Here is a 13,107-nt window from a genome sequence, read left to right on the forward strand (position 1 = left end):
ATTAAGAATCCAAAATCAAGGAGGCGAACCCACTTGGAATGGTTGGATCGCGATGGGCTTACGGAACGTGAGTTTTTGGAGCGTTACCGGGCAGGAGATTACGAGCGACCCTCGGTAGCCGCGGATATGGTTATCTTCACCGTTACAGATGCGGAGGCAGACAGCTATCGCAAGCTGCCGGAAAAAGAACTCCGCATTCTGCTCATTCGCCGGGGGGGTCATCCCTTCCTGGGCAAATGGGCGCTGCCTGGCGGCTTTGTTCATCCGAACGAGACGACTGAGCAGGCTGCGGTAAGGGAACTGCGTGAAGAAACGGGTGTGGACGACGTTTATTTGGAGCAGTTGTATACGTTCAGTGATATCGGACGCGATCCCCGAGCTTGGGTGATGAGCTGCAGTTATATGGCTCTGATTAATAGCGACAGATTGGAGCTTAAGGCGGGTGACGATGCGACTGACGCTGCTTGGTTCAAGGTATCTTATCGGTTGCTGCGGGAGCAGAAGGAGCTGATGGAAGACGGATACGTCAAGACGCTGGAGTACGAACTCAAGCTAAGCGGTGAAGAGGAGCTTTCGGCGGTAGTGACGAAAACGTTGACAGTGAAGGCTGCATCGACCGGCACGGATTATGAAATTGTATCGAATGACGGATTAGCCTTCGACCATGCGAAGATCATTGCATATGCTATCGAGCGGCTGCGGGGAAAAGTGAATTATACCGATATTGCGCTGCATTTGATGCCGAAGCTTTTTACTTTAACGGAGTTGCAGCAGGTTTATGAGGTGATTTTGGATAAAGAGCTTTTGAAAGCGGCCTTTCGGCGTAAGGTGGCCAATCTCGTTGCGGAGACCGATCATTACACTGAAAATGCGGGGCACAGGCCATCTCGCCTGTACCGGAGAAATTTGGAGGATTAATATGGGCCGGTCCAATCCAGACGCGGAGACCCCTACAAGCTAAAAAGAGCTGCATCATGGCAGCTCTTTTTTAACCAATAATTCTTCAAATCAATTCAGGTCACATCGCATCACTTCGGCGTCGCAGTAACCTGTATATCACTGTAATACAATGTACTTAAGCCTTCAAACCCGGAGTGTGTACCAATTAATAAATAAATCTTACCCTGTGCATCGGTCGTTACTGTAGCGCTATAATCAAAGTCCACTCGCTGAAATCCCTCTTTACCGGGATCTGGTTTTCGAATATCGCCAATCACCGTAGCATTCTCTCCATTGCTAGATTGGTATCCGATGTCAAGATTCATACGATAATACAGGTTTTCTGCATCCTTCACGGTTAATGCTTGCGGTTCTTTATTTACAATGCCAGCCTTTACAAAAACAGATTCAGCCGGGGCTACACCGACTCCGTCTGACCCCGCTTTCTGATCTGTGTACATAGCGAAATTCATCTTCACGTCATAGTCGGTATTTGGTTTAAGGCCGCCTACACCCCGGGAAAGGAACATGAATAAATCCCCATTTTGATTGATACCTGACAGTTTCAAACCGTATTTCGGTTCCTGCTGTTCCGGGAGAGGGATAAGCTCTCTCGTATGTTTAAGTTCATAGGTGTCCGGATTATAGTCAACCGGCAATTCCGAGAAGCCGCCTTTCCAACCCTGCTCGTCTTTATTAAAATCATAATTTATGTATATAGGATCGGCGGAATCTAAGTGCTGCGAGACGGTAACCGTTCGGGAGCCAGGCTCCCATACAAGCTTGGCATTCATAAGAAGAGCCACGCTTCTGGCAGGCACAAACACACGGCCATTCACCAGTCTTACATGCTCCGGAAGCTGTATTTGTTCTCCATGAGCATTAACGGCAATGTTGGAGTCTATCGTTAGTGTAATATCTCTAAACGACCGACCTGATAAAGTGATTGACTGATCGGTTTGATTCCATGTTACTTGGGATCCGAGCGAGAGGGCCATTTCTCTCAAGGGCACCATGGAATGACTGTGCAGCTCGAAGGGCGCAGTCTCCAACAAGTGTTTATCCGATTCAACGGAATAAGATAATTGGTCCATTTGAAATTGAACGGATTGCTGTGTCGATTCAGCAGCACTGGACGTAGGATTGAACATCAAAGAAGCAGCAGTAGCTGTAATGAGACCAGATAAAGCCAATTTTTTCTTCATAAAGCTTATGCACCATCCTTTGTGGCGTTTTGGTTATGTAGGGGACTTGCTTTGAAGCTGGAGCATTTACATTTCATTAACCCGATTGGCCCGGTTTATCACGGGGCATTCTGAAAATTGGATTGTTTTCTTTTCATGGGATATTTTAGATAGACGTTTTTTCCCGCAGGAGATACACTGGGAAAGCATTAAAGAATAGACATAATAGGAGCTTGAGAAATGTGACCCAGACAGACCATATTCCATCATGGAAAAAACTTAGCCTATTTGCCGTTACCTGGCCCATATTCATCGATTCTGTACTTCGGATGATGCTGGGTACAGTGGACGTGTTTATGTTAAGCCGCATATCCGACAAGGCAACGGGCGCTGTAGGCTTGGCCAACGAAATTATCTTCTTCTGTATTATGATGTTCGGGTTCGTCGGAATCGGCACCAGCGTGGCGGTTTCCCAGTATATCGGTGCCCGGCGGGAACAAGAGGCGAGCCGGATCGCTGCATTGGCGATTACGATGAACCTGATTTTCGGAATCCTCGTTAGCATCCTGCTCGTTTTCTTTGGAGAGTCTCTCCTGGTGCTGATGAACCTTGACCCCGAGCAAATCGGAATCGCAAGTCACTATCTAAAAATCATCGGCGGCTTTATTTGGATTGAGGCACTGTCGTATGCGATATCTTCCGTAATTCGGGCAAACGGCCATACCAAAAGTGTTATGTTCGTGACGCTAGGCGTCAATCTAATCCATGTGACAGGTAATTATTTGCTCATTTTCGGGAACATGGGATTTCCGGAGTGGGGTGTGACAGGGGCGGCCATATCAACGGTCGTAAGCCGGCTGCTTGGTATCATCGTCCTGTTCTTCATTTTGTACCGACGGATTCCTGCACCGATTCGGCGAAAGGATTACGTTACCTGGAATGGTCCTTATGTGAAGCAGATTATAAGCGTTGGCCTGCCTGCTGCGGGGGAGCATCTTTCCTGGCAGTCGCAGTACCTTATGATCATGAGCTTCGTGAATATTATTGGCTTTACGGCACTAAACACGCATGTTTACGTGATGAATGTATCGAACTATTTTATGGCCCTGGCGATGGCGATCGGGGCAGGGACCGAGATTATTGTTGGGCAAATGGTGGGCGCGGGAGAGATGAATGCTGCCTACAGGCGACTTATGAAAAGCGTGAAGGTCAGCTTTGTATTGACGCTGGCCATCGTTGGTATAGCGGTGATATTCCGGCATGATTTGATTAGTTTGTTCACGAATGATCCTGATATCATTGTGCTCGGAGCAAGTATTTTCTTGCTTTCCATTGTGATTGAGCCCGGGCGGACCTTCAATATGGTTATTATCAATTCGCTGCGTGCTGCCGGGGACGCACGTTTTCCCGTCTTGATGGGTGTCATCTCGATGTGGGGAATATCGGTGCCGCTTGCTTATGCACTTGGCGTTCATTTCGGGATGGGGCTGTTTGGCATATGGATTGCTTTTGCGGTGGACGAGTGGCTGCGCGGGATCATGATGCTGCTGCGCTGGAGAAGCCGGGCTTGGGAGAAGAAGGCGCTGGTAAAGCCGGCTTCTGATATGGATGATAAGATTGTGGCATAATTCAGGGTTTGCGTGTGCGGGCAGCCGTAATGATATGAGATGAAGATCGAGCCTCCGAAACGGAGGCTTTCTTCTTTTACCTTGCGCCGTATGGAGTTCGGGTAATAAATATCCGCATCAACTATGCTAAATCGGGTACCTAAAAACAACGTGAAAAATTTTTTTTCGTTTTGATGTTACCTTTTTCATTTCTGTGCGTTTATATGGATGAACACGGAGCCATGGACCGTTGTTTGAATTTAAAACGTATAAGTGAAGGGGATATGAAAATGAATTTACGAATGGGTAAGCGTTTGATGTTTACGGTATTAATTGGGGCATTGTTAACACCTCAAAGTTTGCAGGCGGCAAAAGCAGACACCAGCGCAAAGGGTGCCCAGAACAGTGGCAGTCCAGGTGCTGTATCTGTACAGAAATACGATTTGGAAAAGAGATATACCTATAAAACCGATCGATTCACAATAAGCTTGCCCTCTTCGTGGGAGAAGAAATTAACGGCCCAGGAGAGCAAAGACGCAGTCGTGTTTTATTACACTTCTTCAAACAACACGTTAAAACGCGAATTTCTATTCAGCGTTGAATGGATTGCTAAAGAACATTGGGGTGTTTGGCAGAAGAACGGATTTTTCAAGGAGCTCGGCCGCACAGAGCAAGTTGTCTATGCGCTGCATAAACCGAGCGAAAGCCCTTTCGCGTCTGCGATGAAAGGAGCGGACTACAAAGAGACACAGAAAATGCTGAAGCAGCTGGACACCGTCCTTGGTTTTAAGCTGCTGGACCCAGTGTCACCGCACCCGTCGAAGGAGCTGATCCTGACCGATGCGGGGCAGGCGGCAGAGCTTTACTTATTTGGACTGCAGCACCGGAATGCGTCTATTCAGTATGCTGCCTTCTCGAAGGAAATGAAGAAGCGGATGCTGAAGCCTTTTGAGAGCTTGAATTGGGTAACGGGTGTATCCAGCCCATGGATTACCGGTTGGAAAATCAACAAGCAAACCTCGGTGGACAGCACTCATCAAACGATCGAGGTCACCCTTAATACGGCAACCTCGGCAGGACCTGATAAGCCCGTACGGCTTACTATTTCACTTGCCCTGGAAGGCGGCAAACAATGGGTTGTCGACAATGTGAAAATCGAGGGTGCGCTGCCGAGAAGCGGCTTAACTAATAATGGTGCGGTTTCACCGCAGTCATTTACCGTAGAGGATGCAAGAAAGCTTGCGCTTCAGGCGGTCTCTCATTACTGGTATATGAATTCCGGTGGAACCTATAAGAATGGAGGGGCTATCAAGGAGTTCTCAATTAAAGGAAAAGGCGATCATTACAGATGGATGGGCAATGACCTTGACACCAAGGCGAAGCTGAGCGCCTATTTGCAGGAAGTGTACACCAAGGAGCGCGTTGAGCGGTTCTTGAGCAGCCAACTGGCGTCAGGCAATTTAGCCGAGAAAGATGGACGTTTGGCTCAGCCGAACGCCGATGGGGGAAGCATTCTTGATTGGGCGAATGCCAAGATAGAACTGACTGGAGAAAGCAAAAATCACAAAACGTTTCGCTATATCGTACCAGCAGGCGGTTCTGATAAAAAGACGATGAACATCGGCTTTAGCTATGTAGAAGGATCCGGTTGGAGAATTGACGAAGATATTCGTGAGATTCGATAAGCAGAGGCCTGCTGGCTGCTTTAAATAGTCCCGACAGGAGTATTTCGGGCTGCACGGGGACTACCCCTTTTTAAGTATAAGCGTCATCCCCATGAACATTGCATTTCAATTCGCGGACGAAAGACGCGTTTACCTCGAATTTTGGTGATAATCCCTCCATAATAGCTCCTTCCAAATCGCAGACCATTTTCCTCTCACCGTTGTGATTACGGTTACTTGCACGATTGGATATGTCGAAAATCTTCTGTTACGCCACTTTGCTTATGGATGTTTATTTTGTACCTACTAATCTAAAAAAGCAGGAATTGGTAAAATTTTCTCGAATCATAGGAGGTGATTTCATCGAATTGAATGGAGTGAACACGGGTGGTTGACCAGGGAAGTGAACTATATCAACGCAATAAGTTAATGGTCTGTTTATTATGGGGGGCTTTGATTTTAGGCATTGGAGCAAGCTACGAGTCGATTGCGAAGATGTTGATGCTAGCGGAAATCGGAGGCGTGGTCGCTCTCGTCTGCACGGTTATGCTTTGGAGGCGCATCGCGCTGCCGTATTTAATGTATGTCGTCGCGGTCGGATTGAACGTTATCGCAATCGGGTTTATTTATGTGTCAGTGGGATACCACAATTCGCTGATCATCTATTTGGGACTCGCAATCGTTACGATTTATCATAATATTCGCCCGCTTATTGTATACGGCGGGATCTCCGTTGTTGCGCTTAATTATTTCTTGCAAACGCATGAAGGATATACCACAATCGATCCAATCGGCGCGAACGCCTTTCTGATTCTGACGCTCGTTACGCTTGCCTTCCAGGGCCAAATCGGTGCTAAATTGACCAAGAAAATCGAGGCGGGCGCGAAAGAATCGGAATTAGCCAGACGGCACACGGATAAGGTGCTGAGTGAGGTTACGACTTCAGTCAAAATATTAAGCCGCTCGGCTCAAAACCTTTCTTCCAACGCGGGGGTTACCGGGAAAATTTCCGAAGAGGTTACGACCGCCTTCCATGAAATTGCCAGTGGTATGGAAGTGCAAGCGGGCAGCGTATCGGATGTATCCGAAGCGATGGAGGACGTTAACAAGGTGGTTGCGAATGCGACAGGCGCTTCAGTCAGCATGAGTGAAAAACTGCGCAATACGGCACAGATTACCACGCTTGGTCAAGCCAATATGGAGCAGCTATCAAAAAATATGGCGGAGATCGATCATAGCGTGACAGAAACGGCCGGTATCATAAATGAAGTCAACGAGGAAAATGAGAAAATCGGTGAAATCGTCGCTTCCATAAGCGAAATTGCCAATCAGACGAACCTCCTCTCCTTAAACGCTTCGATTGAGGCATCAAGAGCGGGTGAGAATGGCAGAGGGTTTGCCGTCGTTGCCACGGAGATACGCAAGCTGTCGTTGAATGCTCATATGGCGTCGGAAAATATTGCGCTCAGCCTTGGATCGATTCAGAAGAAGATTGGCCACGCCGCCGAGAGCGTTGAGCAGGGGCTGGAGGCTGCTCAGTCCGGCTCCAGATCGGTGACGAACGCGGTTGAATTTTTCGCGAGTATCAAGCAAAACTCGGAGGAAGTGCTGGAGCAGGCTGAGATGCTTAATGCCATGAACGAGCAATTGCTTGCTTCGTCGAAGCAGGTCACGGATCAGATGAACGCTGTGGCAAACGTGACGGAGCAATCAGCTGCATCGGTCGAGGAGGTATTGGCCAGCGCCGATGTTCAGAAAAGCCGCGTTAACGATATCGTGGAAAGCATTGAGGAGTTGAGTCAAATAACAGGAAAGCTTAGCGATCTTGTGAAGTAGTGTTATGGTAAACCGTAATTTATATCCCCAGGGAGATATTCTGATGGTTGATGTCTTTGCGGTAGCTGAAATTATTGTCCAGCACATTAAGAACCATTACCCCCAAGATGTTGCGATTGTGGGGTATTACGGGTCTTATCTCCAGGGCAGAGCGACGGAACGATCGGATTTGGATTTCTTCTTCATTCCAGCCACGGAGAGAGGCAGACAAGTGGAATGCCAGTTTATCATCGACGGCATCGGATTTGATTTCTGGCCAATCGGATGGGATCGTGCTGAAAGAATGGCAAGATCTGAGGAGTGGAACACGACAATCATAGCAGACTGTGAACTTTTGTATGTCCGATCAGAGAATGATCTTGCGAGATTCATGGAACTTCGCGAGACGATCTCCAATATGGGGGATGAATCCAAAACGTCTGCGATGATCAGCCAAGCCGAGTCTGTTCTAAAAGATTGTCTGATCAGCATAGCTAAAATGCGGCTTACCGAAAATTCCGGGGATTTATCCTATTTACGAATCCAGGCTCAAGCAATTTCGGGAAACATTTTCAAGGCTCTCGGCTTCTTGAATCAAATCTACTATAAGCGCAGCTGGGGCCACTATCGTGAGCAAGTCAGAAATCTGCCTATGAAGCCGGAACAGCTGGATCAATACCTGGATATTATTATGTTCAGCACCGTTCCTGATGAATTGATGTCAGCGTGCGAGAATTTGACTGCTGATACACTTCGCCTAATATCGGAGCGGCACAACAAACAAGAGGGGATTCGCTCATATAAAGAACGAATGAAGGGGTACTATGAAGAGGAAAGGGCAGTCCTGAACAAACTGTTAACCGCGTGTGAAAAAGGCCATTACGAAACAGCCTTCTTCGTTGCTGCCGGAGTACAAGACGCGTTATCCCGAATTTTGTACGCAGCAGAAAAGGGACGTTGGCCAGGTATTGCTGATTTAGGCGAGCACCGCGAGTTTTATGTTCGTTATGGTTATCCCGATCTTGCCGCGCTTCTGGATCCGTCCGATTTCGAACCGTTGCGATTAGCTGTTCTACAGCTTATTGAAAAGTTAGAGAATCACCTCAACACAGAAGGAGTGCCTATGAACCAATTCGGCTCTGTTCCGGAATTTGAATCATTTTACAAAAACAGATGGTCTGATGAAGGGGAACGAACGAAGTAAACATCATAGTGAGCAGAGGGCGGTGGAGATATGGTTCGATTTTTGTACATCACTGATACACATTTGGGATCGAATGGTGCAGGGTTTCAGCAGCAGCCTGCCTATCCTGATCAACTTGGCCATTTGCTGGATGGCATCCGTCATATACTCAAGGAGGAGTCGGAAATCGACTTCATCCTGCACGGCGGGGATATGGTGCACGGCTGTTCAGAGCATACGATTGAAATGGCAAGGGAAGCTTTCCAATTTGATGTTCCGCTCTATTTGTCTGTCGGCAATCATGACCTCGACCGACCGGATGCCGCGGAACTATGGCTTAAGCACGCACCTGGATTCTTCGCTTCAGGCAAGGCGCTGGATTATCAGGTCCAGGTCAACGGGGTTATGCTGCACGTGATGCCAAATCAGTGGGACCGGGAGCAGTTGTACTATTGGAAGCAGGCACAGGATCCGTTCTATACGGAGGATCAGATGCGCAGGTTGGAAGCTGATATCCGCAGAGATCCCGATCTCATTCACCTGCTGGCTGTACATAATCCGGTTTTCGGTGTGATGCCGGAACAAACCGGTCTCATGGAAGTCATTCATGAGGTGGACAGCGATTTTCGCCGCTATATTCTTGATCTGATGGATAGGTATCCGCAGCTAAAGTGCGTGCTGTCCGGTCATAACCATATTAATTCGCTATACCATGTGGAAGGTGGACTGCTTCTATCATCCAGCTCTTTAATCGAGACTCCGTTTGAATACAAAATCATTGAAATCAATCAGAACCGGATTCAGGTAGAGACCAGAAGCCTGCCGATCCAATCGCCATTGAAATCAAGCCAAAGCGCTGACTTCATGCCCGACTACAGGGTAGATCGCAGCTACGTTCAGGGAAGAAGACAAGACAGGGAGGCGGTGTTCAAGTGGGAATGAATATCCTGCAGTACAATGTCTTAGATGGATGCCAGGACGAGGAGCGGTTAGCAGGCCTTGACTCCTGGATCACCTCGCAGCCTTATGATGTCATCGGATTTAATGAGTTAAATGGTTGGATACAGAGCAAGCTCGCTTCCTATGCTCTCCGTTGGGGGTACGGCTACAGTTACGTGTATGAGACGCATAGGAGTAAATACTATGTTGGGCTCGTATCGAAGTTTCCGATTGAGATCATTAGCAGGACAGAGGAGCCCTTCCACCATGGCTTGCTCCATGTGAAGGTCAATGATGTGCATTTTCTGATTACCCATCTGTGTCCGTCCGATTCCTTGAAGCGGGAACGGGAGACGGAATACATTGCCGGGATCGTCCGAAGCATCACCGAACCACTGCTCGTGATGGGCGACCTTAATACGTTATCGCCGCATGATGAACCGTTCTACATGGAATGCGGCATCGCTCATACACTCGCACAGGAAGATAGGTTGAGGAAGAAGTTTATGCACGGAGGAATGATTAATTATAAGCCAATGCAAATCCTGCTTGACGCGGGCTTGTCGGATGCAGGACATCATAGCGGACAAGAGAGAGAGCTTCCTTTTCAATATTCAGTTCCAACTTCCGTTAATCAAGATCATATGCACGCAGCTTGCTTGAGGCTGGATTATGTCTTGGTCAATGAATCCTTGCGGAAGCGAGGGCCGGCTGCTTCCATCGTTCGTGATGCGCATGTAGACGGGTTGTCTGATCATTACCCGATCAGGTGTGAGTGGTCTTAGGCAGGCCAAGTGAACCTGCCCGGGAGATTAGCAGGCTGATCGTTGTAGCATCGGCAAAAAGAAGAACACGGTTCCTCAATACAGGAGCGGTGTTCTTCTTTTTGCCTGGATAGGGAGATGTCCATGGGGGCGGAAAGAGAAGATTTCCCGCATATATCCTTCTCCTAACGGGTAAGTACTAACAACACAGTTCATCTCATGACGATGAGATTAGAAAGGGGTTTGAAACGAATGAAGCGCAAACTATTAATAACAGGTGCGGCGGGTACCATAGGGAATGTGCTTTTTAAGGGGCTTAAGCAGGACAACAGGTATGACATTGTCGGAGCGGATATACAAGCCGACGAGGAGCAGGGCATTGTACAATTGGACATCGATGACGAGGCGCGGCTGGCCGAGCTGACGCAAGGAATTGACACGGTGCTCCATTTTGCCTGGATAAAGGACAACGATGATTTTCTCGGTAAGGTGCTGGAGGGAAATGTGAGCGGAGCATACAAGTTATTCGAGGCAGCCGTGCAAAATGGTGTTCGCCGCCTTGTATTCGCCAGCTCCAATCATGCGACGGGTTATTACAAGACAAGCGAGAAGGTAGAGCCGGATGACCCGTACCGTCCGGACAGCTTTTACGGGCTCAGCAAATGCTATATCGAGCTGCTCGGCAGGCTTTATTCAGACCAAGGGAAGATCTCTTCAATCAATATTCGCATAGGCAACTTTCCCGGAGACAACCGTCCCCATTCAGAGCGTGCGGGGCGTATATGGATATCCGAGCGTGATATGCTTGAGCTGGTCGTTTGCTGTATAGAAGCTGATGACGAGCTGAAATATTTAAATTTATACGGCACCTCGGCCAATCGTGATAACTATTACAACATAGATTATCTGGAGGAGTTGATTGGTTACAAGCCTCAGGATGACGCAGCAAAGCTGCTTGAGCAGGCCAAGGCAGAAGGACGGAAAGTCGCTCAGGATGAAACGATCTATCAGGGGGGACAGCAGCAGTAGCCACTCATGTGTACGAAAAATGAAAGAGTACGAGTACAGCATAATTCTAATTTAGGGCCGCCATTTTGGCGGCCCTTTAGCATACCGTGAAAATCTCAGCGTCAATTTCCAGGTAAAGATAATACAACGGATGTAAAGATGTTTTTCTAGTTTTTGGAGTGTGACTCCGTCTAGAATTATAAATGTAAGGTTATATCAGAATCCGTTAGGGGGAGTAATTGATGCAGCTTGTTAAACGTATGAGTGTTATGCTAACCGTTACCCTGGCCCTCGCTGCCGCGCTCAGTGGATGCGGAGGCGGCGAAAGCAAGCCCGCGGCCGATCCGGCGCCACCTGCACCTGCACCTGCTCCGGTGTCCAAGGAAAACCAGGATCCCAATGCCAAGTCCAAGTACGACCCGCCGATTAAAGTGAGAATGGTGCTGTCTCAAGCGGTCAACACGACCTTCCCCGAGGGGGATTCCATGAGCAATAACTTGTGGACCCGTACCCTTCTGGAAGAGGACGGCATCCAGATTGAAGACGTGTGGACGGTGGATGAATCACAGTATAACGAAAAGCTTAATGTTGCGATCGCCTCCGGTGACCTGCCGGATGTTTTCCAGGTTACTCCGACACAGCTGCAGCAGCTGGTGGACGCTGACCAACTGGCCGATTTAACGGAAGCATATAAGAACAGCATCTCGCCTCTGGCGGATGAAAAACTGCGTGAGGACGGCGGAGTCGGTATCGAATCGGCTACCTTTGACGGTAAACTGATGGCTTTGCCGTATACCACGGCAGCAATGGACGGAGCCATGATGCTGTGGGTCCGGAAAGACTGGCTCGATAACCTGGGGCTTCCGGAGCCGAAGACCATGGATGACGTGTTCAAAATTTCAAGCGCTTTCACAAAACAAGATCCTGACAAGAACGGAAAGAACGATACCTTCGGAATCGGCTTCCGAAAAGACATTTTTTCCGGATTTGGCGGCATGACCGGCTTTTTCAACAGCTTCCATGCTTACAAAAACATGTGGGTTCTTGATGAAAGCACAGGGCAGCTCGTTCACGGCGGTGTCCAGCCAGAGATGAAGGCTGCGCTTGCCAAGCTTCAGGAGATGTATAAAGCAGGGGAGATCGACAAGGAATTTACGGTTAAAGGAACGCCGCAGATCCAGGAAGACCTGGCTGCTGGACGTATAGGTATGATATTCGGGGGAATGGCGGAGCCGCTGTCCAACCTAAATAAATCAGTACAGAATGACCCGAATGCCGTATGGGAGTGCTATCCGCTGCCTTCCATAGACGGGGAGACGGCCAGACCGCAAATCTCCTCGATGCCGCCAGTTTACTTCGTGGTCAACAAGAACAGCAAAAATCCTGAGGCTATCATGAAAATGATGAATCTCTGGGTGGAGAAATGGTTCGGTGAGACGGCTGACGGCAAATTTGACTATGATAACGGCTTCCCGACCCATAAGTACTATACAGTGAGAACCTATGGGGCGAGAAAAAATCTCGACAACTACCTCATGATCGGCGAAGCGCTCAAAACCGGAGATACGAGCAAGCTGAATCCCGGACAGCTGGGCAACTACAACCAGGTGAAGCAGTATCTGGACGGCGACAAGAGCATGTGGAATTATGCCAAAATCTTCGGTCCGGAAGGCTCGCTCGGCGTTTTAAATCATTATGTTAATGAGGGCCTGCTGCTTCCGGACGCCTATCAGGGCATCCCCACAAGTACGATGGTCAAGCGTAACAGTACCGTTGGGGATTTAATGCAGCAAACTTATATGAACATCGTCCAGGGTGAGCCGATCGACAGCTTTGATGCCTTCGTTGAAAACTGGAAAAAGCTCGGCGGGGATGAAATCACGAAGGAAGTCAACGATTGGTATGCCAGTCAGAAAAAATAGGTAAAAGAGGTGAGGATCATCCGTACTATAGCAAAAGAAGCAGGCCCGGCACCTGCCCGAAAACGGGCGCCAAGGTTAACAG

At 48.5% G+C, this 13,107-nt stretch carries 10 protein-coding genes; 9 read left to right on the forward strand and 1 reads right to left on the reverse strand.

Features of this window, described 5'->3' with window-relative positions:
• Nucleotides 1-33: 33 nt before the first annotated feature.
• Nucleotides 34-918, forward strand: coding sequence for an NUDIX hydrolase (locus BN1234_RS05895; RefSeq protein WP_054955732.1), 885 nt, complete (start codon nucleotides 34-36; stop codon nucleotides 916-918).
• A gap of 110 nt (nucleotides 919-1,028) precedes the next feature.
• On the opposite strand, the gene BN1234_RS05900 is transcribed toward BN1234_RS05895, so the two are convergent.
• Entirely contained in the window at nucleotides 1,029-2,144 is a 1,116-nt protein-coding gene (locus BN1234_RS05900; RefSeq protein WP_054955733.1) for a copper amine oxidase N-terminal domain-containing protein, read from the reverse strand.
• A gap of 221 nt (nucleotides 2,145-2,365) precedes the next feature.
• Between BN1234_RS05900 and BN1234_RS05905 the strand changes: the two genes are divergently transcribed.
• From BN1234_RS05905 to BN1234_RS05940, 8 genes are all read left to right on the forward strand, one after another.
• Nucleotides 2,366-3,751, forward strand: coding sequence for an MATE family efflux transporter (locus BN1234_RS05905; protein ID WP_054955734.1), 1,386 nt, complete (start codon nucleotides 2,366-2,368; stop codon nucleotides 3,749-3,751).
• Between the two features lie 269 nt (nucleotides 3,752-4,020).
• Nucleotides 4,021-5,415 (forward strand): DL-endopeptidase inhibitor IseA family protein, encoded by a 1,395-nt coding sequence (locus BN1234_RS05910; RefSeq protein ID WP_054955735.1) that lies wholly within the window; start codon nucleotides 4,021-4,023, stop codon nucleotides 5,413-5,415.
• Nucleotides 5,416-5,847: 432 nt separating this feature from the next.
• Nucleotides 5,848-7,230 (forward strand): methyl-accepting chemotaxis protein, encoded by a 1,383-nt coding sequence (locus tag BN1234_RS05915; RefSeq protein WP_170307994.1) that lies wholly within the window; start codon nucleotides 5,848-5,850, stop codon nucleotides 7,228-7,230.
• Nucleotides 7,231-7,273: 43 nt separating this feature from the next.
• Complete coding sequence (locus BN1234_RS05920; RefSeq protein ID WP_054955737.1) at nucleotides 7,274-8,413, forward strand: nucleotidyltransferase domain-containing protein; 1,140 nt, start codon at nucleotides 7,274-7,276, stop codon at nucleotides 8,411-8,413.
• Between the two features lie 30 nt (nucleotides 8,414-8,443).
• The gene (locus tag BN1234_RS05925; RefSeq protein ID WP_054955738.1) at nucleotides 8,444-9,334 is read left to right on the forward strand and encodes a metallophosphoesterase family protein; all 891 of its coding nucleotides are present in this window, start codon (nucleotides 8,444-8,446) and stop codon (nucleotides 9,332-9,334) included.
• Entirely contained in the window at nucleotides 9,331-10,116 is a 786-nt protein-coding gene (locus BN1234_RS05930; protein WP_245640106.1) for an endonuclease/exonuclease/phosphatase family protein, read from the forward strand. The genes BN1234_RS05925 and BN1234_RS05930 overlap by 4 nt, the downstream gene beginning before the upstream one ends.
• A gap of 231 nt (nucleotides 10,117-10,347) precedes the next feature.
• Nucleotides 10,348-11,124 carry an NAD-dependent epimerase/dehydratase family protein gene (locus BN1234_RS05935; RefSeq protein ID WP_054955740.1) on the forward strand — a complete coding sequence of 259 codons (777 nt, stop codon included), beginning with the start codon at nucleotides 10,348-10,350 and terminating at the stop codon, nucleotides 11,122-11,124.
• Nucleotides 11,125-11,345: 221 nt separating this feature from the next.
• Nucleotides 11,346-13,025, forward strand: coding sequence for an extracellular solute-binding protein (locus BN1234_RS05940; RefSeq protein WP_054955741.1), 1,680 nt, complete (start codon nucleotides 11,346-11,348; stop codon nucleotides 13,023-13,025).
• The last annotated feature ends 82 nt before the right edge of the window (nucleotides 13,026-13,107 follow it).

The organism is Paenibacillus dakarensis (assembly GCF_001373415.1).
GTDB lineage: Bacteria > Bacillota > Bacilli > Paenibacillales > Paenibacillaceae > Paenibacillus_AQ > Paenibacillus_AQ dakarensis.